The organism is Mesorhizobium sp. A556, from assembly GCF_054489545.1.
Map to the genome: position 1 here is coordinate 81,783 of NZ_JBTMXA010000001.1, position 22,947 is coordinate 104,729.

General features: G+C 63.7%; 20 protein-coding genes and 1 other RNA gene. 20 read left to right on the forward strand and 1 reads right to left on the reverse strand.

Annotated elements, in window-relative coordinates; translation table 11 throughout:
- Nucleotides 1-21: 21 nt before the first annotated feature.
- From rnpB to ACX3P0_RS00355, 3 genes are all read left to right on the forward strand, one after another.
- Nucleotides 22-445, forward strand: an RNA gene (gene rnpB / locus ACX3P0_RS00345) — RNase P RNA component class A.
- 177 nt (nt 446-622) lie between these two features.
- Entirely contained in the window at nt 623-907 is a 285-nt protein-coding gene (locus ACX3P0_RS00350; RefSeq protein WP_459085860.1) for a type II toxin-antitoxin system ParD family antitoxin, read from the forward strand.
- Nucleotides 904-1,197: a type II toxin-antitoxin system RelE/ParE family toxin gene (locus ACX3P0_RS00355; RefSeq protein WP_459085861.1), complete on the forward strand. Its 294-nt coding sequence runs from the start codon at nt 904-906 to the stop codon at nt 1,195-1,197. Before ACX3P0_RS00350 ends, ACX3P0_RS00355 begins: the two co-directional genes overlap by 4 nt.
- Before the next feature lie 4 nt (nt 1,198-1,201).
- On the opposite strand, the gene ACX3P0_RS00360 is transcribed toward ACX3P0_RS00355, so the two are convergent.
- A complete protein-coding gene (locus ACX3P0_RS00360) occupies nt 1,202-2,314 on the reverse strand; it encodes a cystathionine gamma-lyase (RefSeq protein WP_459085862.1) in 1,113 nt (370 codons plus the stop codon).
- Nucleotides 2,315-2,717: 403 nt separating this feature from the next.
- Here ACX3P0_RS00360 and mraZ point away from each other — a divergent pair, with 403 nt between their 5' ends.
- The 17 genes from mraZ to lpxC all read left to right on the forward strand — a co-directional run bounded on the left by mraZ (nt 2,718) and on the right by lpxC (nt 22,787).
- The gene (gene mraZ / locus ACX3P0_RS00365) at nt 2,718-3,170 is read left to right on the forward strand and encodes a division/cell wall cluster transcriptional repressor MraZ (RefSeq protein ID WP_459079494.1); all 453 of its coding nucleotides are present in this window, start codon (nt 2,718-2,720) and stop codon (nt 3,168-3,170) included.
- Nucleotides 3,167-4,183: a 16S rRNA (cytosine(1402)-N(4))-methyltransferase RsmH gene (gene rsmH / locus ACX3P0_RS00370; RefSeq protein WP_459085863.1), complete on the forward strand. Its 1,017-nt coding sequence runs from the start codon at nt 3,167-3,169 to the stop codon at nt 4,181-4,183. The genes mraZ and rsmH overlap by 4 nt, the downstream gene beginning before the upstream one ends.
- A gap of 6 nt (nt 4,184-4,189) precedes the next feature.
- On the forward strand, nt 4,190-4,558 hold the full coding sequence (gene ftsL / locus ACX3P0_RS00375; protein WP_459079496.1) for a cell division protein FtsL: 369 nt from the start codon (nt 4,190-4,192) through the stop codon (nt 4,556-4,558).
- Nucleotides 4,558-6,267, forward strand: coding sequence for a peptidoglycan D,D-transpeptidase FtsI family protein (locus ACX3P0_RS00380; protein ID WP_459086837.1), 1,710 nt, complete (start codon nt 4,558-4,560; stop codon nt 6,265-6,267). The genes ftsL and ACX3P0_RS00380 overlap by 1 nt, the downstream gene beginning before the upstream one ends.
- A 61-nt stretch (nt 6,268-6,328) precedes the next feature.
- On the forward strand, nt 6,329-7,783 hold the full coding sequence (locus ACX3P0_RS00385; RefSeq protein ID WP_459085864.1) for a UDP-N-acetylmuramoyl-L-alanyl-D-glutamate--2,6-diaminopimelate ligase: 1,455 nt from the start codon (nt 6,329-6,331) through the stop codon (nt 7,781-7,783).
- Nucleotides 7,780-9,204, forward strand: coding sequence for a UDP-N-acetylmuramoylalanyl-D-glutamyl-2,6-diaminopimelate--D-alanyl-D-alanine ligase (locus tag ACX3P0_RS00390; RefSeq protein WP_459085865.1), 1,425 nt, complete (start codon nt 7,780-7,782; stop codon nt 9,202-9,204). The genes ACX3P0_RS00385 and ACX3P0_RS00390 overlap by 4 nt, the downstream gene beginning before the upstream one ends.
- Nucleotides 9,205-9,228: 24 nt before the next feature.
- Nucleotides 9,229-10,311 (forward strand): phospho-N-acetylmuramoyl-pentapeptide-transferase, encoded by a 1,083-nt coding sequence (mraY, locus tag ACX3P0_RS00395; RefSeq protein WP_459079499.1) that lies wholly within the window; start codon nt 9,229-9,231, stop codon nt 10,309-10,311.
- A 10-nt stretch (nt 10,312-10,321) separates the two neighbouring features.
- Nucleotides 10,322-11,722 carry a UDP-N-acetylmuramoyl-L-alanine--D-glutamate ligase gene (gene murD / locus ACX3P0_RS00400; protein WP_459085866.1) on the forward strand — a complete coding sequence of 467 codons (1,401 nt, stop codon included), beginning with the start codon at nt 10,322-10,324 and terminating at the stop codon, nt 11,720-11,722.
- Nucleotides 11,722-12,879, forward strand: a complete 1,158-nt coding sequence (gene ftsW / locus ACX3P0_RS00405; RefSeq protein ID WP_459085867.1) for a putative lipid II flippase FtsW — start codon at nt 11,722-11,724, stop codon at nt 12,877-12,879. The genes murD and ftsW overlap by 1 nt, the downstream gene beginning before the upstream one ends.
- 7 nt (nt 12,880-12,886) lie before the next feature.
- Complete coding sequence (gene murG, locus ACX3P0_RS00410; RefSeq protein WP_459085868.1) at nt 12,887-14,014, forward strand: undecaprenyldiphospho-muramoylpentapeptide beta-N-acetylglucosaminyltransferase; 1,128 nt, start codon at nt 12,887-12,889, stop codon at nt 14,012-14,014.
- A complete protein-coding gene (murC, locus tag ACX3P0_RS00415; protein WP_459085869.1) occupies nt 14,011-15,408 on the forward strand; it encodes a UDP-N-acetylmuramate--L-alanine ligase in 1,398 nt (465 codons plus the stop codon). Before murG ends, murC begins: the two co-directional genes overlap by 4 nt.
- The gene (gene murB / locus ACX3P0_RS00420; RefSeq protein ID WP_459085870.1) at nt 15,405-16,370 is read left to right on the forward strand and encodes a UDP-N-acetylmuramate dehydrogenase; all 966 of its coding nucleotides are present in this window, start codon (nt 15,405-15,407) and stop codon (nt 16,368-16,370) included. The genes murC and murB overlap by 4 nt, the downstream gene beginning before the upstream one ends.
- A 254-nt stretch (nt 16,371-16,624) precedes the next feature.
- Nucleotides 16,625-17,551, forward strand: coding sequence for a D-alanine--D-alanine ligase (locus ACX3P0_RS00425; RefSeq protein ID WP_459085871.1), 927 nt, complete (start codon nt 16,625-16,627; stop codon nt 17,549-17,551).
- Nucleotides 17,539-18,477, forward strand: coding sequence for a cell division protein FtsQ/DivIB (locus tag ACX3P0_RS00430; protein WP_459085872.1), 939 nt, complete (start codon nt 17,539-17,541; stop codon nt 18,475-18,477). The genes ACX3P0_RS00425 and ACX3P0_RS00430 overlap by 13 nt, the downstream gene beginning before the upstream one ends.
- Nucleotides 18,474-19,778: a cell division protein FtsA gene (ftsA, locus tag ACX3P0_RS00435; protein WP_459085873.1), complete on the forward strand. Its 1,305-nt coding sequence runs from the start codon at nt 18,474-18,476 to the stop codon at nt 19,776-19,778. Before ACX3P0_RS00430 ends, ftsA begins: the two co-directional genes overlap by 4 nt.
- Nucleotides 19,779-19,845: 67 nt before the next feature.
- Nucleotides 19,846-21,513 carry a cell division protein FtsZ gene (gene ftsZ / locus ACX3P0_RS00440; RefSeq protein ID WP_459079508.1) on the forward strand — a complete coding sequence of 556 codons (1,668 nt, stop codon included), beginning with the start codon at nt 19,846-19,848 and terminating at the stop codon, nt 21,511-21,513.
- A gap of 323 nt (nt 21,514-21,836) precedes the next feature.
- Entirely contained in the window at nt 21,837-22,787 is a 951-nt protein-coding gene (gene lpxC / locus ACX3P0_RS00445; protein WP_459079509.1) for a UDP-3-O-acyl-N-acetylglucosamine deacetylase, read from the forward strand.
- Nucleotides 22,788-22,947: the final 160 nt, after the last annotated feature.

Consider the following 22,947-nt stretch of genomic DNA (forward strand, 5'->3'; position numbering starts at 1 on the left):
AAACCCCTTTATACGCCCCTGTCAGCTGGCCGGGCGGCCGCACCTACAATCGCCGAAAGGCCGTGGGTGAGGAAAGTCCGGGCTCCATGGAAATACGGTGCCGGTTAATGGCCGGCGGGGGCGACCCCAGGGAAAGTGCCACAGAAAGTAAACCGCCTCGGCCGGCCGGTGTCCGCAAGGAGATCGGCCGTCGGGGTAAGGGTGAAAGGGTGGGGTAAGAGCCCACCGCGCGACTGGCAACAGGAGCGGCACGGTAAACCCCACCGGGAGCAAAACCGAATAGGGACGGTGCGGGGGGAAACCCTTGAGGGCTGTTTCCGGCTCACCGTTCGGGTAGGTTGCGTGAGGCGCATGGCAACATGCGTCCAAGATGAATGGTCGCCACGTTCTCGCCCCGCAAGGGGCGAGGGCCATACAAAACCCGGCTTACAGGCCAGCTGACATTTTTTCATCTCCTGAATAATGTTTATATTATCAATTGGTTGGCGGCTCCGGCGAGCACATTGAATCAAGCACCTCAGGCGTTGATTCAGGCTGCTTCGCCCATGTGCGGGCATGAGTTTGCTTGAATATGGTGCGATTAAATCGTACCATATTCGAAAAGCGATGACGGAGTGAAGCCATGGGCCAGGTCGATAAACGCAGCATCACGCTTTCGCGGGAACTTGCAGCAGTGGTCGACGACGTTGTCGCCGCCGGCGAATATGCGTCCGCAAGCGAGGTCGTGCGCGATGCCTTGCGACAGTGGAAGGACAGGCGCGACCTGTTCGGCTACACTCTCGAAGAGTTGCGGACGCTGGTGCAGGAGGGCATCGACAGCGGGCCTGCCCAGGATGGCCCTCCGATCATGGAACGGTTGCATGCTAAATATTCGGGCATGATTGCCGGTGCAGGCCTGAAAGAGTGAAATACCGTCTGCTCCCACGAGCGGAAGTCGATATCGAGGAAATCGGCGATTATATCAGCAAGCAAAGTCCTCAAGCCGCCGTCAGGATGATCGAGGCCTTCGAGCAGCGCTGGAACTTGCTGGTTCTTTACCCCTTTTCCGGCGCGCCGCGTGACGATATTTCGGCGGGTGTTCGCCATATCGTCGTAGGCGAGTATCTGACGCTCTATCGTGTCGGCACCGAGGCGATTGAAATCCTTCGCGTGCTGCACGGCAGACGCAGCATCGACCGGGACGAGGTCGACGGCTGATTGGTCAACCCGCTAGCCGGTCCAGCGATTCCTGGATCGCGTTCCACAATTCTTCCGCCGGCTCGCAGCCGACCGACAGGCGCACGAAGCCGGGCGGAACCGCGTCGCCGCGCCGCGTTCGGCGCTCCGCCGAAGTATGGACGCCGCCGAACGAGGTGGCCGCCTGCATCAGGGCGCAGCCATTGATGAAATCCTCGGCCTTGTCTTCTGTGTCGAGTATGAGACTGATGAGGAAGCCGAAACGCTCCATCTGGGCGCTGGCGAGGTTGTGCGAGGGGTCGGTTTCGAGGCCCGGATAGCGCACGCTGTGCACAGCCGGATGCGCCTGCAAGCGCCGCGCGATCAGCCCGGCGCTGGTGCACATGCGCTCGAAGCGGACGTCGAGCGTTTCCAGTCCGCGATGCAGCATCCACGCATCGAAGGGGCTGGGAATGCTGCCGGATGTCTTGCGCCAGTCCTGGATCGCGGTGACGATCTCGGGATCGCGGCTGGCGACATGGCCGAACAGCACGTCCGAATGGCCGTTGGGCGCCTTGGTGTCGGCCGCGACGACGATGTCCGCGCCATGATCGAGTGGGCGTTGGCCGAAGGGCGTCATGGTCGTGTTGTCCACGGCCAGCAGCGCGCCTGCGGCGTGCGCTGCCTTGGCGACGGCTGCGATATCGCAAATGTCGAGACCGGGATTGGAAGGCGTCTCGACGAAGGCCAGACGATAGCCGTCAAAGCCTCCGTCCAGAAACGAGGCCGTCGGCCGCACATCGCACTCGACGCCGAAGCCCTTCAGGTAGCGGTCGGCCACGCCGCGCGATGTCGGATAGCCGTCCGACGGCAGCAGCACCCGGTCGCCGGATTTGAGTAGGCCGAAAAACACCGACGAGATCGCCGCCATGCCGGAGGGGAACGCCACGCATGGCGCGCCCTCCAGATGCTCCAGCATATGCTCCACCGCCGCCCATGTCGGATTGGAAAACCGGCCATACTGGTTGAAACCGGTGGCGTCGCCCGGCGCATGGAAGATCGAGGCCATGGTGAGCGGAAGCGCGATCGGATCGCCCTTGGCGAAGTTGCTGTTGCGCAAGTGGGGAAGGGCGGCGGCGCGCCTGGCGGTTTCGGACATCAATCGTGAACCTGGGACTCTGATGAGAATGCGCCGACGCTATGCCTGCTTGCGGCGTGCGGCAAGCCATGGCGGGTGCCCAGCTTCATTTCTAAACGGTTCGTTAGGCTTAATGGAGGATAAAGACGACAATGCCCCCAAAGCCGTTTTTACGGCCTCGGGATGCCGATCCACCCTAGCTGTTCCCGTTGACGCCCATAGTGCCCCATGTTATCCCGTTTCGATACTCAAGCCTTCGTTTCGTGTGATGGTGAAGCGTACGCCACTCGGGCCGCCGCTGTGGCCGGGCGTTTGCCGATTTCCAGCTGCGCGGACGATGGCGAAAAGAGCATGAAACCGCCTCGCGACCGCGCTGGCGGCAAACTGGGGAAGGGTGCGGTTGCCCAGGCGATCGCAAGGCGTCATGGACCGTTTTCTGTCGAGCGCCGTCAACCGGATCGATGCCAAGGGGCGGGTTTCCGTGCCGGCGCATTTCCGCTCGGTGGTGCAGAAACGCGGCTACTCGGAGCTTTATGCGCTGCGTTGCCTGGATATCCCGGCGATGGATGTCGGCGGGCTCGACCTGCTCGACCGCTACGAGCAGCGCATCGCGCAGGAAGACCCGTTTTTGCAGACGGCGCACGATATGTCGTTCTTCTGCCATGGCGACGGCACGTTTTTGAAACTCGACCAGGACGGCCGCATCACGGTGACCGATTTCATGCGCGAACATACCGGCATTGCGGGCGAGGTGGCCTTTGTCGGGCGTGGGAGCTTTTTTCAGATGTGGGAGCCGGACCGGCTTGCCGCCTATGGGGCGCAGGCGCGGGCGCGGCTGTTGCAGCTTCGGCAGGGGACGAGGGAGCGACCGGAATGACGACGGGCCATGGCGATGACCATCACGCCGCTGGCGGACCGGCCCGTCACATTTCTGTTCTTCTCGCCGAAGTGCTGGAGGCGCTGGCGCCCAAGCCCGGCGAGGTGATCGTCGATGGCACGTTCGGTGCCGGCGGCTATAGCAGGGCGATCCTTGCAACCGGCGCAAATGTAATAGGCATCGACCGCGACCCCGATGCGATCGCGGCGGGCAGGGCACTTGAGGACCAGTCCGGCGGGCGGCTCCGGCTTGTGCACGCGCCATTCTCGACGCTGGACGAACATGTCGAAGGTGCTGACGGCGTGGTGTTCGACATCGGGGTTTCTTCCATGCAGATCGACGAGGCGGCGCGCGGTTTTTCCTTCCGCGCCGACGGCCCGCTCGACATGCGCATGGCGCAGGCGGGCGTGAGTGCCGCCGATGTCGTCAACGGCTTCAAGGCCGGCGACCTGGCACGCATTATCGGCTTTCTGGGCGAAGAGCGCCATGCCGGGCGTATTGCCCGCATGATCGAAACGCGCCGCGAAAAGCATCCGTTCGAGCGCACGCTCGACCTCGCGGACGCCATCGAGACGCATGTCGGCCGCAAGCCGGGCGACAAAATCCACCCGGCGACGCGCGTGTTCCAGGCGTTGCGCATCTATGTCAACGACGAGCTTGGCGAATTGGCGAAGGCGCTTTTCGCCGCCGAACGGGCGTTGAGGCCCGGTGGCCGGCTCGTCGTGGTGACGTTTCATTCCTTGGAAGACCGCATCGTCAAGCGCTTCGTCGCCGACCGTGCGGATGCCGCTTCCGGTTCGCGCTACATGCCGCAGGTGCAGGAAAAGCCGGCGACCTTTCTCAAGGCGGGCGGCGGGATAACGCCCGGCGACGCTGAAATCGCGCTTAATCCCCGGGCGCGCTCGGCCCGGCTTCGGGCTGCGGTCCGCACCGATGCGCCGGCGCGCGCTGGCGATTTTTCCATTTTCGGCCTTCCAAAACTTCCAGTCATCGGCCAGTCGGGCGAGAGGTAAGCGTTCATGTTTCGAACCAGTGACATCGTGTTGATTGCGGTCATGGTCGCCGCTGCCGCCATGACCTACACGATCAAGCGCAACGCCGAAGTCCAGGTGGCGGTGGTGCACAAGCTGAAGGCGCAAATTCATACGGAAGAGGACACCATCGATCTGCTGAAGGCGGACTGGAGCCTGCTGACGCAGCCGGAACGCCTGCAGAAACTGGCGGCAATCTATCAACCGCAACTGGAACTGGCTCCGGTCACCGGCCACCAGATCGTTGGCTTGGATCAGTTGCCGCCGCGCACGCTGACCATCGAAAAGCTGATGGCCGAACAGCCGGACGTGGCCGCAAACGGCAAGGATGCGATCGTTACCGGAGGCATCCAATGATGATCGGTAAAATGCTGCGGCGCAGTGAAAAAGCCCAGGACTCCGGTTCCATCGTCGTCGACGGGGCGCGCAAGGCAACCGGCGGCAGGGCCAGGACCCGCGTGCTGATGACCATGGCGGTCTTCTTCGGCATTTACGCGGTCATCACCGGCCGGCTCGTCTATCTGGGCTTCCAGGATGCGGACAATTCCGGCGCGCCGGCAAGCCGGGTTACGGCGTCGCGGCCCGATATTGTCGACCGCAACGGCGAATTGCTCGCCACGGACATCAAGACGGCATCGCTGTTTGCGGAGCCGCGCCATATCGTCGATGCCGACGAGGCCATCGAACGACTTGCAACGGTGCTCCCCGAAATCGACTACGAGCAGACCTATCACAAGCTGAAAAGCGGCGCGGGCTTCGTCTGGCTGCAACGCCAGCTGACGCCCAAGCAGCAGAACGACATCCTGCAACTGGGCATTCCCGGTATCGGATTCCGCACGGAAAAGCGCCGTTTCTACCCCAGCGGCAGCACCTCGGCTTACATTGTCGGCCTGACCAATATCGACAATAAGGGCATCTCCGGCATGGAGAAGTATATCGACAATCAGGGCCTCAGCGCGCTCCAGGCGTCGGGTCTCGCGGTCGCCAAGGATCTGGAGCCCGTCAAGCTGTCGATCGACCTGCGCGTCCAGCACATCGTGCATGACGAGATCGCTACCGGCATGGAAAAATACCATGCCATCGCAGCGGGCGCGGTCGTTCTCAATGTCAAGACCGGCGAAGTCCTGGCCATGGCCTCCGTGCCGGATTTCGATCCGAACAATCCTTACAATGCGCAAGACAAGGACAAGCTTAACCGCATGTCAGCCGGCCTCTACGAGATGGGCTCGACCTTAAAGAGCTTCACCACGGCCATGGCGCTCGATTCCGGAAAAATGACGTTGGCGAGCAAACTGGATGCGACGCGCCCGATCCGCATCGCTGGCCAGACCATCCACGATTTTCACGGCAAGGGCCGTTGGCTGACGGTGCCGGAAGTCTTCATCTACTCGTCCAACATCGGTTCGGCCAAGGAGGCCGAAGCGGTTGGCATCGAAGGGCACCGCGAATTCCTGCATCGCCTCGGCTTGCTGGATAGGATGCAGACCGAATTGCCGGAAGTCGCGCGCCCGACGGAGCCAAGGGTATGGAAGCTGATCAATTCGATCACTATCGCCTTCGGTCATGGTATTTCGACGACGCCGCTGCAAACGGCGGTCGGCTGCGCCGCCTTAATGAATGGCGGCTACCTCATCGAACCGACCTTCCTGGCGCGCACGCAAGAACAGGCAATGACGGTTGCCAAGAAAGTGGTGAGCGACAAGACCAGCGACGCGATGCGCTATGTCTATGCCCTGAACGCCGAAAAAGGATCGGGTCGCAAAGCGCGGGTTCCCGGCTATCGGGTCGGCGGCAAGACGGGCACGGCGGAAAAGGTGGTCAACGGCCGCTACTCGAAGGACAAGAACTTCAACGCGTTTGTTGCCGCGTTCCCGATGGACGATCCGCAATATATCGTGCTGACCATTGCCGACGAGCCGAAGCCGGAAAAGCCGGGCATGGGTGGGACCGCCGCTTACAATGCCGGGGTCATGGCCCACAACATCATTGCCCGTTCGGCGGCGTTGCTTGGCGTGAAGCCGGATTTCAGCCATGAAAACGGTGCAACGCTGGTTTCCATGGAGTGATTCTCCTCGACGCGCCGGCAACAGCGCGTCGTTTTTGCAAACGGTGGGACGACGGATTTCCATGAAGCTGAAAGCACTTGCCGGTATCCTGCCCGTCGAAGGCGCCGCGTCCTTTGACCTGGAGATTGCCGGTATTTCCTCCGATTCCCGGCAGGTCGTGCCGGGAACGCTGTTTTTTGCGTTGGCGGGCACCAAGGCGGATGGCGCCGCCTATGCCACCGATGCAGCCCGGCGCGGAGCCGTGGCGGTCGTCGCCGCCAAAGACAGTACACTGGCCGGCCTGTCGGTTCCGGTTCTGACGGTGGACGATCCCCGCCTTGCGCTGGCGCTTGCCGCTGCACGTTTCTTCGGTGCGCAACCGGAGACGATGGTGGCGGTGACGGGCACCAGCGGCAAGACGTCGGTCGCAGCCTTCACGCGCCAGATCTGGGAACATGCCGGCCTGTCGGCTGCTTCGATCGGCACCACCGGGGTCGTTGCGCCCGGCCGCAACGAATACGGTTCGCTGACCACGCCTGATCCGGTGGCGCTGCACAGGCTGCTGGCCGAACTGGCGCAGGCCGGCGTGACGCATGCCTCGATGGAAGCGTCCAGCCACGGCCTCGACCAGCGCCGGCTTGACGGCGTGCGGCTGAAGGCCGGCGGCTTCACCAATCTCGGCCGCGATCACATGGATTATCATCCGACCATCGAGGATTATCACCGCGCCAAGCTGCGCCTGTTCGATACGCTGCTGCCGAAAGGCGCGCCGGCGGTGATTTTTGCCGACGACCCATGGTCGGAGCCGACCATCCGCGCCGCGCGCGCGGCAGGGCTGGACGTGCTGACGGTCGGGCGGCAGGGGGCCTTCCTGAAGCTCAAGCGCGTCGAGCACGAGCGCCACCGCCAGCGGGCGGAGGTCGAAGCCGATGGCGTCCTGCATGAGATCGACCTGCCGCTGGCCGGCGACTTCCAGATATCGAACGCGCTGGTCTCTGTCGGTCTTGCCATCGCCACCGGAACGCCCACCGTCCGGGCGATCGCGGCGCTGGAGAAATTGAAGGGCGCGCCGGGCCGGCTCGACCTCGTCGGCACCACGGCCAGCGGCGCGCCGGTCTATGTCGATTATGCCCACAAGCCCGATGCGCTGGAAAACGTGCTGGCTGCCGTGCGGCCTTTTACCACCGGCAAGGTGGTCGTGGTGTTCGGCTGCGGCGGCGACCGCGACCGGGGCAAGCGTGCGATCATGGGCGAGATCGCCACGCGGCTGGCCGATGTCACCATCGTTACCGACGACAATCCCCGCTCGGAAGCGCCGGCGTCCATTCGCGCCGCCATCCTGGCTGCGGCCCCCGGCGCCATCGAGATCGGCGACAGGCGACAGGCCATCCACGAGGCGGTCGCCATGCTTCACGCCGGCGATACGCTGATCGTCGCCGGCAAGGGGCACGAGGAAGGCCAGACGATCGGGGCGGAAACGCTTCATTTCTCCGACCATGAGGAAGTGCGTGCGGCGTTGAAGGATCGTGCCGCATGAGCCTTTTGTGGTCCTGCGAGGCGCTGGTCGCCGCCATGGACGGCAGGCCGCTCGGGCCGATGCCGGAAGGCGTCGGCGGCATTTCCATCGATACGCGCAGCCTGCAACCGGGGGACGCCTTCTTCGCCATCAAGGGCGAGACGATGGACGGCCACGACTTCGCCACTGCCGCGATCAAGGCGGACGCAGGCGTGCTGGTCGTTGCGGAAGGCAAGCTGCCGGCGCTCGGCCGGCTGCTGACGGCCCCGATGATCGTCGTGCCGGACGTGCTGGAAGCGCTGGAGAAGCTGGGCGTTGCAGCGCGTGCCCGCTCGCAGGCGAAGATCATCGCGGTTACCGGGTCGGCCGGCAAGACCACCACCAAGGAGGCGCTGCGCCACACTCTGTCCACCGTGGGCAAGGTGCACGCATCGGACAAGTCGCTCAACAACCATTGGGGCGTGCCGCTGACGCTGGCGCGGATGCCGGACGACTGCGATTACGCGGTGTTCGAGATCGGCATGAACCACCCCGGCGAGATCAGGCCGCTGGTCAAGATGGTGCGGCCGCATATCGCCATCATCACGCTGATCGCTGCCGCGCATCTCGGCTTCTTCCGCAACCTGGAGGAGATCGCCAAGGCCAAGGGCGAGATTTTCGAGGGATTGGAACCGGGCGGCACAGCGCTGCTCAACCGCGACGATCCGCGTTCGAAACTTTTGGAGAAACTGGCCACGGCGCTGGGCGTCGAGCATATTGCCGGCTTTGGCGAGCATAAGCGGGCGACCTATCGGCTGCTCGAATTCGCGCTTCATGCGGACCATTCCACGCTTGTCGCCAGCATCGGGGGGCAGGAGATTGTCGCGCGCATCGGCGCGCCGGGCCGGCATATCGTGCAGAATGCCGTTGCCGTTCTGGGGGCGGCGCATCTTGCGGGCGCGGATGTCGGCCAGGTGGCGCTGGCACTAGGCAGCCTTTCGGCCGAGGCCGGACGGGGACAGCGGCATGTGCTGCGCCATGGCCAAGGCTCGTTCACGCTGATCGACGAAAGCTACAACGCAAACCCCGCCTCGATGGCGGCGGCACTGGCCCTGCTCAACGCGACGCCGGTAGCGGGCAATGGCCGCCGCATCGCGGTGCTCGGCGACATGCTGGAATTGGGCGAGCATTCGGCCAAGCTGCATGCGGACCTTGCCGAACTGATCGTCGGCACCGGCACCGAGACCGTGTTCCTGGGCGGGCCGGAAATGAAGGCGCTCGCCGAAGCGCTGCCCGGCGACATCGCCACCGCCTATCGCGGAACCGTCGACGAACTGAAACCGATGCTCATGGGCGCCATCGGCCCCGGCGACGTGGTCATGGTCAAATCATCCAAGGGCATCGGCTTTTCGAAACTTGTCGACGCGCTGCTCAAGAAATTTCCGGCGCAAGGCGATCGCTGAAGCCGGTTCGGGGAAAGACATAGCATGCTGACATTGCTCGTTGATTTTGCGGACCGTTTCGCGGCCTTCAATGTCTTCCGCTACATCACCTTCCGCACCGGTGGTGCGCTGATTACCTCGGCGCTCGTCGTCTTCATTTTCGGGCCGGCGATCATCAATTCGCTGCGGCTGCGGCAGGGCAAGGGCCAGCCGATCCGCGCGGACGGCCCGCAGACGCATTTCAAGAAGGCCGGCACACCGACCATGGGCGGCCTGATGATCATGACGGGCATCATCATTTCGGCGCTGCTGTGGGCCAATCTGCGCAGCGTCTATGTCTGGGTCGTGCTTTTCGTGACCATCGGTTTCGGCGCGATCGGCTTCTACGACGATTACCTGAAAGTGACCAAGCAGTCGCATCTGGGCTTTTCGGGCAAGGCCCGGCTGGCGCTTGAGTTCCTGATCGCCGGCATTGCCAGCTGGGCGATCATGCATGCCGGGCAGGAACCGTTCTCGTCGTCGCTGACCTTTCCGTTCGCCAAGGAGTTCCTCATCAACCTGGGCTGGTTCTTCATCCCGTTCGGAGCCTTCGTGATGGTGGGCGCGGGCAACGCCGTCAACCTGACCGATGGGCTGGACGGGCTGGCCATCGTACCGATCATGATCGCCGCCGCATCGTTTGGGGTAATTGCCTATCTCTCGGGTAACGCGGTATTTGCCGAATATCTGCAGATTCATTTCGTTCCAGGCACCGGCGAACTGGCGGTGATGCTGGGCGCGGTGATCGGCGCGGGGCTCGGGTTTCTATGGTTCAATGCGCCGCCAGCGGCCATTTTCATGGGCGACACCGGCTCGCTGGCGCTCGGCGGCCTGATCGGGACGGTCGCGGTTTCGACCAAGCACGAGATCGTGCTGGTCATCGTCGGCGGCCTCTTCGTGGTGGAGATATTGTCGGTTATAATTCAGGTCGGCTACTTCAAGATGACGGGCAAGCGGGTGTTCCTGATGGCGCCCATCCATCACCATTTCGAAAAGCTCGGCTGGACCGAAAGCCAGGTGGTGATCCGGTTCTGGATCATCGCGGTCATCCTGGCGCTGGTCGGCCTTTCCACCCTCAAGCTCAGATAGGAACCGGGCCGTGATCCCCGCCGCAACATTCTCAGGCAAGCGTGTCGGCCTCTTCGGACTGGGTGGCTCCGGCATCGCGACGGCGCGCGCGCTGATCGAGGGTGGCGCGGACGTGCTGGCCTGGGACGACAATCCGGGCAGCGTCGCTACCGCCGAAGCGGAGGGCATTCCGACCGGCGATCTGCGCGGCGCGGACTGGGCGCGGTTTTCGTCCTTCGTCCTGTCGCCCGGCGTGCCGCTGACGCACCCGAAGCCGCATTGGTCGGTGGAACTGGCGCGCGGCGCCGGCGTCGAGATCATCGGCGATATCGAGCTTTTTTGCCGCGAGCGGATCGCCACGGCGCCGGACGCGCCCTTCATCGCGATCACCGGCACCAACGGCAAATCGACGACGACGGCACTGACCGCGCACATCCTGAAATCAGCCGGCCGCGACGTCCAGATGGGCGGCAATATCGGCCGTGCGGTGATGACGCTCGACCCACCGCAGCCAGGCCGCCACTACGTGGTCGAATGCTCGTCCTATCAGATCGATCTCGCGCCTTCGATCGATCCCACGGCGGGCGTGCTGCTCAACCTTACGCCCGACCATCTCGACCGCCACGGCACCATGCAGCACTACGCCTCGATCAAGGAAAGGCTGGTGGCTGGCAGCGAAACCGCGATCATCGGCATCGACGATAGCTGGTGCGTCCAGATCGCCGACCGGCTCGAGCGTGTCGGCAAGGAGGTCATTCGCATTTCCAAGCGGCTGCCGCTGACCGACGGCTATTTTGCCGATGGCAGCGATCTCATGGAGGCGGTTCACGGGCGCTACAGCCGTATCGGCTTTCTCGAGGGCATCGGTTCCCTGCGCGGCCAGCACAATGCGCAAAACGCGCTCGCCGCGGTCGCCGCCTGCCTAAAGGTCGGGCTGGACCTCGGTGAAATCCAGTCGGGGCTGGAAAGCTTTCCGGGCCTGGAACACCGCATGGAACAGGTCGGCAAGAAAGGGCACGTGCTGTTCGTCAACGATTCCAAGGCGACCAACGCCGATGCGGCGGCTCCTGCGCTTTCCAGTTTTCCCCGCATCTACTGGATCGCCGGAGGCCTGCCCAAGGAGGGCGGCATCGAACCGTTGCGCGGGCTGTTTCCCCGCATCGCCAAGGCCTACCTCATCGGCGAGGCCGCGCCTGCCTTTTCCGCGACGCTTGGCGAGGCCGTGCCTTACGAAATATCGGGCACGCTGGCGGCCGCTGTCGAGCATGCCGCACGCGATGCCGAAAGCGACGATAGCGGCGAGGTGGTGGTGCTGTTGTCGCCGGCCTGCGCCAGCTTCGACCAGTTCAAGAATTTCGAGGTTCGCGGCGTTACCTTCAGGCAAGCTGCGCGCGCTATTGATGGTGTCAAGGCAATCGGAGCACAAAACTAATGGCACAGCGCAGCCGTCTCGATACAAGCCCGGTTGCAAATTGGTGGTGGACCATCGACCGCTGGTTTCTGGCGGCGTTCCTGTCTTTGATGGGCCTTGGCATCATTCTTTCCTTTGCGGCAAGCCCTTCCGTTGCGCTGCGCATCGGCCTCGGTCCCTTCCATTTTGCCGAGCGCCAGATCATCTTCACCATTCCAGCGCTCGGCGTGATGCTGGCCGTGTCGTTTCTGGAGCCGCGCCAGATAAGGCGCGTGGCGCTGGCTCTGTTGTGCGTGATGCTCGTCCTGATGGTGGCGGTGCTTTACATCGGCATAGAAGTGAAGGGCGCGCGCCGCTGGGTCTCGCTCGCCGGCCTGTCGATCCAGCCATCCGAATTCCTCAAGCCCGCCTTCGTCATCATCTGTGCGTGGCTGTTTTCCGAGCACAAGCGACGGCCTGACATTCCCGGCAATCTGTTCGCCATGATCCTTGTGGCGCTGGTGGTTGCGCTGCTGGTGGCGCAGCCGGATTTCGGCCAGACCATGCTCGTCGCCGGCACCTGGGGCGTGATGTTCTTCATGGCCGGCCTCTCATGGGTATGGATCGTCATGCTGGGCGCTGCCGGCATAGGCGGCGTGTTCGCCGCCTATGAAGTGTTTCCGCATGTCGCCGGCCGCATCGACAGGTTCATGACCGGCGAGGGCGACACTTTCCAGGTGGATATGGGCAAGGAAGCGCTGATCCATGGCGGCTGGTTCGGGGTCGGGCCGGGCGAGGGTACGATCAAGCGCGTCATTCCCGATAGCCATGCCGATTTCGTGTTCGCGGTCGCGGGCGAGGAGTTCGGCCTTATCATGTGCTTCTTCATCATGGTGATCTTCGGCTTCATCGTGTTGCGCGGCCTGAATACCGCGCTCAAGGAGCACGACGATTTCACCCGCTATGCGGTTGGCGGTCTTGTCACCGTGTTTGGCCTGCAGTCGGTCATCAATATGTGCGTGAACCTGCAATTGATGCCGGCCAAGGGCATGACGCTGCCCTTTATTTCCTATGGTGGCTCCTCGCAGATCGCCATCGCGCTTTCCATGGGAATGGTGCTGGCGCTGACACGCAGGAAGCCTGAAAAGCGCATGCAGATGGGGTATTCCGCCGCGTCGCGGGCAATGCCGGCGGAATAGGGCTTTCATGGGCAAGGGAACGATCCTGCTGGCGGCCGGCGGAACCGGCGGCCACCTGTTTCCGGCTGAAGCGCTGGCGCATGAACTGGCGGCGCGCGGCTGGAGCGTGCATCTGGCGACCGACGACCGGGCTGGGCGGTTTGCCGGCCAGTTTCCGGCCGTCGCCATCCATCCGATCCGTTCGGCCACCTTCGGCTCGAAGAACCCGCTGGCGTTGGCCGGCGCGTTCTGGAAAATCTGGCGCGGCGTTCGCCAGGCATCCGCGCTCATTGGCCGGTTGAAGCCGAATGTGGTGGTGGGTTTCGGCGGCTATCCGACCCTGCCGCCACTCTATGCCGCGACGCGACGCCGAGTGCCGACGCTGATTCACGAACAGAACGCGGTGATGGGCCGCGCCAACCGCGCCTTGGCGCGAAGGGTGAGCGCGATTGCCGGTGGATTCCTGCCGGAAGACAAAAGCACAGCTGGAAGCAAGACCGTCACCACCGGCAATCCGGTGCGGCCGGCGGTGCTGGACGCGGCTAAGACACCCTACGCGCAATCCGCTGCCGGCGAGCCGTTTTGCCTGCTGGTGTTCGGCGGCAGCCAGGGCGCGCAATTCTTTTCCGATGCGGTGCCGGCGGCCGTGGCCCTGTTGCCCGAAAGCCGGCGCAAGCGGCTCGTAGTCACGCAGCAGGCGAGAGCCGAGGACGCCGACAGGGTCAAGGCAGCCTATGCAGCACTTGGCGTCGATGCGCAGGTGTCGCCGTTTTTCACCGACATGGCCGGGCTGCTGGCCGCGGCGCATCTGGTGGTCTCGCGTTCGGGCGCATCCACCGTGTCTGAAATCGCCGTCATCGGCCGGCCAGCCTTGCTGGTGCCCTATCCGCATGCGCTCGACCATGACCAGGCGGCGAATGCGGCAGCGCTTGCCACAGTGGGCGGGGCGCAGGTGCATCCGCAGTCGACGCTGTCGCCGGAACGGGTCGCTGCCCTGATCGGCGATCTCATGGACGACCCGCAAAAGCTTGGCGTCATGGCGGCTGCGGCGAAATCGGCCGGAAAGCCAAACGCTACGCAGTTGCTCGCCGATCTCACAGAGGCTATTGCGTCAGGCAAATCAGCAGCGGAATTCAAGAAAGAGGTGCGCCCATGAAAATGCCGCAGACGATCGGGCTTGTGCACTTCATCGGCATAGGCGGCATCGGCATGAGCGGCATTGCCGAGGTGCTGCATAATCTCGGCTACAGGGTGCAGGGCTCCGACCAGGCCGACGGCGCCAATGTGCAGCGCCTGCGCGACAAGGGCATCGAATGTTTCGTCGGCCATGCCGCCGAAAACCTGGGCGATGCCGAGGTGGTGGTGGTGTCGACCGCGATCAAGAAATCCAACCCGGAACTGATGGCGGCGCGAGAACGGATTTTGCCCATCGTGCGCCGGGCTGAAATGCTGGCCGAACTGATGCGCTTTCGCCAGGCGGTCGCCATCGGCGGCACGCATGGCAAGACCACGACGACCTCGATGGTGGCGACGCTGCTCGATGCCGGCGGGCTCGATCCGACCGTCATCAATGGCGGCATCATCAACGCCTATGGCACCAATGCGCGCATGGGCGACGGCGAGTGGATGGTGGTGGAGGCCGACGAGAGCGACGGCAGCTTCCTGAAGCTGCCGGCCGACATCGCCGTCATCACCAATATCGATCCCGAGCATCTCGACCATTACGGTTCGTTCGACGCGGTGCGCGAGGCGTTCCGACAGTTCGTCGAAAACGTGCCGTTCTACGGCTTCGGCGTCATGTGCACCGATCATCCGGAAGTGCAGGCGCTGGTCGGCCGCATCGAGGACCGGCGCGTCATCACCTATGGCGCGAATGCGCAGGCCGACGTGCGCTTCAGCAACCACCGCATGGACGGCGCGTCTTCCGAATTCGACGTGGTGATCCGCGACCGCAAGGGCGGCCAGACGGAAATCGCGGGCTTGCGCCTGCCGATGCCGGGTCGCCACAACGTCTCCAATGCGACCGCCGCGATTGCGGTCGCGCATGAGTTGGGCCTGTCGCCCGAGGCGATCCGGAAGGGCCTTTCCTCCTTCGGCGGCGTCAAGCGCCGCTTCACCCACACCGGTGTGTGGAACGGCGTCGATATCTTCGACGACTACGGCCACCATCCGGTCGAGATCAAGGCCGTGCTGAAGGCCGCGCGCGAATCAACCAAGGGCAGGGTCATCGCCATCGCCCAGCCGCACCGCTTCACCCGGCTCCATGACCTGTTCGACGATTTTGCCACCTGCTTCAACGATGCCGACACGGTGATGGTCGCGCCGGTCTATACGGCGGGGGAAGACCCGATCGAGGGCGCGACCTCGGAGGCGCTGGTGGCGCGCATACGGGCGAGCGGGCACCGCGACGCCCGCTACATCGAGGGGCCGGCCGCGATTGCGCCGATCGTGCGCGAACTGGCCAGGCCCGGCGACTTCGTCATCTTTCTCGGCGCGGGCAACATCACGCAATGGGCCTATGCGCTGCCCAAGGATTTGAACGGATCATGACGCGCGGCGAAACGCTCCTTGCCTCACTGGGAAACCGGCTTGCCGGACTGCGCGGGCGTATCACGCCAAATGCCGAAATGGACAAGGTCACCTGGTTTCGCGCAGGCGGGCTGGCCGATGCGCTGTTCCAGCCGGCGGACGAGGAAGACCTTGCCGCCTTCCTGAAGGCTGTGCCGGAAGACGTGCCGCTGATGGTGGTCGGCATCGGCTCCAACCTTCTGGTGCGCGATGGCGGCATTCCGGGCTTCGTCATCCGGCTGTCGGCCAAGGGGTTCGGCGAGGCGGAAGTGCTTTCGCCGACGCGCATACGGGCAGGGGCCGCCATTCCCGACAAGCGCCTCGCAACTGTGGCCCATGAAGCCGGCATTGGCGGGTTTCATTTCTACCACGGCATTCCCGGCGCCATCGGCGGGGCGCTCCGGATGAATGCCGGCGCCAACGGCGTCGAAACGCGGGAGCGTGTCGTCGAAGTGCGCGCGCTCGACCGCAAGGGCAATCTCCATACGCTGTCGAATGCCGACATGGGCTACGCCTACCGCCACTCGTCGGTGCCGGCCGATTTCATTTTCGTCTCGGCCGTTTTCGAAGGCTTTGCCGAGGACAAGGATGCGATCAAGGCGGCGATGGATGCGGTGCAGCATCATCGCGAGACGGTGCAGCCGATCCGCGAAAAGACCGGCGGCTCCACCTTCAAGAACCCGGAAGGGCATTCCGCCTGGAAGGTGATCGACGAGGCAGGATGCCGGGGGCTGATGGTGGGCGGCGCGCAGATGTCGCCGATGCACTGCAACTTCATGATCAATACGGGATCGGCGAGCGGCTACGAACTCGAATATCTGGGCGAGACAGTGCGGACGCGGGTGCTGGAGTATTCCGGCATAAGGCTGCAGTGGGAAATCAAGCGCATCGGCAATTTCCGACCCGGCCATGCCGTGCAGGAATTTTTGGGCCAGCTACTTTAGCTTCGGCGCAACCGTGGTGGAAAAGACTCAATCGGTCACTTTTTGTCACGAAAACTCCCGAAAGTGAATCGCCGGGAATCGTAAGCCCTTGCCACCGAATCAACTCTCTGATTCTCTGCCCTAAAGCGTTTCCTGATTTGAGTCGTAACGACGCGTTAAAGCGTTTTCCGTCTGGAGGGGCAACCTGCCGGGAGACTCGGACTCACTTCAGCGGAACGCCGATTGAAAACCCGCCGCAAAGGGGAAGACGGGCAATGAAAAACAAGCACGTTGCGGTTCTCATGGGGGGCTTTTCGTCGGAGCGGCCTGTTTCGCTCTCTTCTGGAAACGCCTGTGCCGCAGCGCTCGAGCAGGAAGGCTACAAGGTCACGCGCGTCGATGTCGGGCGTCACGTCGGTGCCGTGCTTCTCGCGCTCAAGCCCGACGTCTGCTTCAACGCGCTGCATGGCCCTTTCGGCGAGGACGGCACCATCCAGGGCGTCCTCGAATATCTGGCCATTCCCTACACGCATTCGGGCGTGCTGGCCTCGGCACTGGCGATGGACAAGGAACAGGCCAAGAAGATTGCCAAGGCTTCCGGGATTCCGGTGGCGGAATCGAAAGTGGTCAACCGTTTCGACATTCGCGACAAGCACCCGATGAAGCCGCCCTATGTGGTCAAGCCGGTCAATGAGGGGTCCAGTTTCGGTGTCGTGATCGTGCAGGAGGAGCAGACCCATCCGCCGCAGCTTATTTCCTCCAAGGAATGGGGATTTGGCGACCGCGTCATGGTGGAGCGCTATGTGCATGGACGCGAGCTGACCTGTGCGGTCATGGGCGATGTGGCCATCGGCGTCTGCGAGATCATTCCGACCGGCCATTCCTTCTACGATTATGATTCGAAATATGTCGCCGGAGGCTCAAAGCACGAATGCCCGGCAAAAATTTTACCGAATATTTACCAAAAAATACAAACACTGTCGCTCAAGGCTCACCAAGCGATCGGCTGCCGGGGCGTCTCCCGGTCTGACTTCCGTTACGACGACCGTCATTCGGAAAATGGCGAAATTGTCTGGCTGGAAATCAACACGCAGCCGGGCATGACGCCCACGTCGCTGGTGCCTGAGATCGCCGCCCAGGCTGGGCATTCATTCGGCGAGTTGTTGAGTTGGATGGTGGAGGACGCGTCTTGTCTGCGGTGAATTGGCGTCAGGGAAGAAGGGCTGCGGCCGGACCGACGCTGTTCGGGGTGACCCTGTCGTTTGATCACTTCGTTTTGCCGCGGCTGCTTCGTCGGCCGGTGCGCATGCTCGCGCGGCTGGGGCATGGCGATTTTACGCCGCCCCGCTTTGCGGCAACCGCGCTAACCGGGATGTTGCTGGCGTCGAGCAGCGCCTACGGCGCCTATGTTGGCGGTCATGCCGACGCCGTCGTGCAGGGCTTTACCGCCCGTACCGGATTCGCGGTCGATCAGATCAAGGTGGTTGGCAATCGCGAGACATCCGAAATCGATATTCTGGGCAGTCTCGGCCTCGATGGCTGGACTTCGCTGATAGGCTTTGATGTGGATGCGGCGCGCGATCGCATCGCGACGCTTCCCTGGGTCGAGGCAGCGACGGTGCGGAAAATCTATCCGCATACGCTGGAGGTTCATGTCGAGGAGCGGCAGGCTTTCGCTCTCTGGCAAAAAGGCGGCGAGCTTTCGGTCATCGAGCGCTCGGGCCGCGTGATCACGCCCTATTCGGGGGGCAGGCAGGCTTTGCTTCCCCTCTTCGTCAGCGCCGATGCGCCGATGCACGCTCCCGAACTGCTTGCCGTGATGAACAAGTTTCCCGACCTTTCCACGCGCGTCAAAGGCTATGTGAGCATTGCCGGGCGGCGCTGGGACTTGAAGCTGGAAAACGGCATTACGGTCAAATTGCCGGAAGTCGGCGCGGACCGGGCTATCGACAGGCTGGTTACGCTCGACCAGGAAGACGGGCTTCTGGCACGCGATATTCTTGCCGTCGACATGCGGTTTTCCGACAGGCTCGTCGTGCAGCTTTCGCCCGAGGCGCAGACCGCCAGGCAGGCGATGCTGACGGCCAAGGCGAAATCCCCCAAGCGCAAGGCGGAGACGAAAATATGAACTGGCTTGGCGGCCATGGCGATTCTGCGCACCAGTCCGGCACCTTGACGGTGCTGGACGTCGGGTCCAGCAAAGTCTGCTGCGTCGTGGCGAAGCTGAAGCCGTGCGAAGACGGCAAGCTTTTGCGCGGGCGCTCGCATCGCATCCAGGTAATTGGCATCGGTCACCAGAAATCGGAAGGCGTGAAGTCGGGCGTCGTCGTCGATCTCGACCGGGCCGAGCATGCGGTTCGCCTTGCCGTGGACGCTGCCGAACGGATGGCGGGGCTGACCGTCGATTCGCTGATCGTCAACATGACGGCCGGGCGGCTGAAGAGCGAAACCTTTTCCGCCACGATCAATCTGGGCGGGCACGAGGCGGGCGAGGGCGACGTCAAGCGCGTGCTTGCCGCCGGCGCCAAGCAGGCGCTCAAGTCGGAGCGCGAGGTCGTGCATTCGCTTCCCGTCGGGTTTTCGCTGGACGGCGAACGCGGCATCCGCGATCCGCGCGGCATGGTCGGCGACGCGCTCGGCGTGGACATGCACGTCCTGACCGGCGATTCGGCGCCGATGCGCAATCTCGAACTGTGCATCAACCGCACGCATCTGTCGGTGGAGCGGCTGGTGGCGACGCCCTATGCCGCCGGGCTGGCGGCGCTGGTCGACGACGAACTGGAAATGGGCGCGGCCTGCATCGACATGGGCGGCGGCACGACGACGATTTCGGTTTTTGCCGAGGGCAAATTCGTTCACGCCGACGCGCTTGCCATCGGCGGTAATCATGTGACGCTGGACCTGGCCAAGGGCCTGTCGACGTCGATCGCGGCGGCGGAGCGCCTGAAGGTCATGCACGGGTCTGCCCTACCGGGCAGCGCCGACGACCGCGATCTCGTTACAATCCAGCCGATCGGCGAGGACGGCGACGTGGCGGCGCAGGTGCCGCGTTCGATGATGACGCGCATCATTCGCGCCCGCGTCGACGAGACGTTGGAGTTGCTGCGCGATCGCATCAACAAGTCCGGTTACGGCAGCGTCGTCGGCAAGCGTGTGGTGCTTACGGGTGGTGCGAGCCAGCTCGCCGGGTTGCCGGAAGCGGCACGTCGGGTTTTGGGGCGCAATGTGCGCATCGGTCGGCCGCTCGGCGTGGCGGGCCTGCCGGAGGCGGCCAAGGGTCCGGCCTTTTCGGTGCCTGTCGGGCTTTTGATCTATCCGCAGATGGCGGCGTTCGAAAGCCGCCCAGTACAGGGAATGGCCCGTCTGAAAATGACGGGCACGGGCGGGAGACTGTACCGGATGGGCGAGTGGTTGCGAGACAGTTTTTAATTTCAGGGGACAGCCCCATTAGGCGGCCGCGGCGGCGAAGCGGCGGGAAAGGCAAAGGACGAGGACAATGACCATCAATTTGCAAAAGCCGGACATCACCGAGCTTAAGCCACGCATCACCGTGTTCGGTGTCGGCGGCGGCGGCGGCAACGCCGTCAACAACATGATCACCGCCGGCCTGCGCGGGGTCGAGTTCGTCGTGGCCAACACGGACGCCCAGGCGCTGACCACGTCCAAGGCCGAGCGGCTGATCCAGCTCGGCGCGCATGTCACCGAGGGACTTGGCGCCGGGTCGCAGCCGGAAGTCGGCCGTGCCGCCGCGGAAGAGTGCATCGACGAGATCGTCGACTATCTTTCCAACACCCATATGTGCTTCGTCACCGCCGGCATGGGCGGCGGCACCGGCACGGGCGCCGCCCCCGTCGTCGCGCGCGCCGCTCGCGAAAAGGGTATCCTCACCGTCGGCGTCGTCACCAAGCCGTTCCACTTCGAAGGCCAGCGCCGCATGAAGACGGCGGATCTCGGCATCGAGGAATTGCAGAAATGCGTCGATACGCTGATCGTCATTCCCAACCAGAACCTGTTCCGGCTGGCCAATGACAAGACCACCTTTGCCGATGCCTTCGCCATGGCCGACCAGGTGCTCTATTCGGGCGTTGCCTGCATTACCGATTTGATGGTCAAGGAAGGCCTCATCAATCTCGACTTCGCCGACGTCCGCTCGGTGATGCGCGAGATGGGCAAGGCGATGATGGGCACCGGCGAGGCGTCCGGCGAGGGCCGCGCAATGGCCGCTGCCGAAGCCGCGATCGCCAACCCGCTGCTCGATGAAACCTCGATGAAGGGCGCCAAGGGCCTGCTGATCTCGATCACCGGCGGCCGCGACCTGACCCTGTTCGAGGTCGATGAAGCCGCAACCCGCATCCGCGAGGAAGTGGACCAGGACGCCAACATCATTCTCGGCGCGACTTTCGACGAGGATCTCGAAGGCGTCATCCGCGTTTCGGTCGTGGCCACCGGCATCGACAAATCGGCCGAGCAGATCGCCGCCGCGCCTATCGCCATCCGCATGCCAACACAGAAGCCGGCTCCGGTTCGCGCCGCTGCCCCGGTCACCGAAATCCGCCAGGTAGCGGTTGCCCAGCAGCCGGCGCATGAGATCGCCGGCGATCCGGTCGCCGAGGCCATCCAGATGGCCGAGGCCAATGCCGCCGAGATGGCGCAGGCGCGTCCAGCACCTGCCCATCATGCCGATGAATTCCGGCCGGTGAACAAGCTGTTCCAGGCACCGCCCGCGCAGCCGCAGATGCAGTTCGCGGCGGCACAGGCGGTTCAGCAGGCTGCTCCGCGCGAGGCGCCGCAGCCGATTGCCGCCGCGCCACAGCGCATGCCGCGCGTCGAGGACTTCCCGCCGCAGGTGAGGGCCGAGGTGGAAGCCAAGGCGCATCCGCTCGACCAGGAGGATCGGGGCCCGATGGGTCTGCTCAAGCGGCTGACTAACGGGCTTACCCGCCGCGAGGAGGAGCCTGCGCGCCTGCAGCCGGCCCAGCCGCGCGAACCGCGCCTGCGCCAGGCAGCGCCGGAAGCGCGCCGCGTGGCTAGCCAGGAGGCGCAACTCTACGCGCCGCGCCGCGGCCAGTTGGACGATCATGGCCGTCTGACACCGCAGAGCCGGGCTGCTCAGGAAGACGATCAGTTGGAGATTCCGGCTTTCCTTCGCCGGCAAGCGAACTGATCCGTCAACGCACGGCAACAAAAACAAGCGGGCGAACGGGAAACCGTTCGCCCGTTAACTTTTATAATCCATGTAAAATAGCTGGTTACGCCCAGTCCGGTTTCTCCTTCGCCGTTACAACAGGATAAAAACCGTGATTTGGAGACGGCCTGCCTCGCCATTATCTTCGCCACCTGGAATAATGGTTGGCGAGCTTGGCGGGGAAAAGAGCTCGGTTGCCAGGAGCATTGGGCTGAAAAGCGGCGACGGTTTTCGGATCGTTCTGATGCTCTAGAGTATGCATGTCGTAGAGCCGGTATCGGCGAAAGCGGCAGCCAAGGCACATGGGGCTCGATTTGCACGACTATCAGACGACACTGAAATCGCGCGTGACGCTTACCGGTATCGGCGTTCACAGCGGGAAGCAGGTCAGCGCTCACTTTTTGCCTGCCGACGCCGACACGGGCGTCGTCTTCCACGTGATTGACGACAAAGGGGCGGAGCATGTGTTTCACGCGCTGGTTTCCGAAGTCGGCGCGACCGATCTTTGCACCATGCTCGGCGATCCCGCCGGCCAGCATGTCGCGACGGTGGAACATCTGATGGCGTCGCTGTTCGGTTACGGCATCGACAACGTCGTGGTCGAGATCGAGGGCGGCGAAGTGCCGATCCTCGACGGCAGCGCCGAAGGCTTTGTCGACGCGTTCGACCAGGCCGGCATCGAGCAGCTTGCGGTCAAGCGCCGCTATATTCGCGTGACGAAGCCCGTGCGCATCGAGAACGGGGCATCGTGGGCCGAGTTCCGCCCCTATTCCGGCACGCGCTTCGAGGTCGAGATCGATTTCGAAAGCCCGGCCATCGGCCGCCAGCTATTTGCCTCCGACATGAATGCCGATGTATTTCGCCGCGATATTGCGCGCTCGCGCACCTTCGGTTTCATGAAGGACGTGGAGCGGCTTTGGGCGGCGGGCTATGCGCTGGGCTCGTCGCTGGAAAATTCCGTGGTAATCGGTCACGACAACCGCGTCATCAACATGGAAGGCTTGCGCTTTCCCGACGAATTCGTGCGCCACAAGACGCTCGACGCCATGGGCGATCTGGCGCTGGCCGGGGCGCGGTTCATCGGCTGCTTCCGGTCCTACCGGGGCGGACACCGGCTGAATGCCGCCGCGTTGCGCCGCCTCCTGTCGGACCGCACCGCGTTCGAGATTGTCGAGACGACGCGGCATGAACGCGGTCGCACCGTCGAGATCAGCGCGGTGAGCGGGCCGGTCTACGCGCCCTGGACGCTTTGACCTGGACGGGTGACGCCGCGACACCTGTTGCAAGGATGCACCACGGGCAACCCAAATCGCATAAGTTCCGACGCTGCTGGAGCCGGCCACAAAAATGCACGATTGCCGGACGATAGCGTTGCCGCGCAAGGCTGTTATGGGCTATGGCTGCGTGCCGACG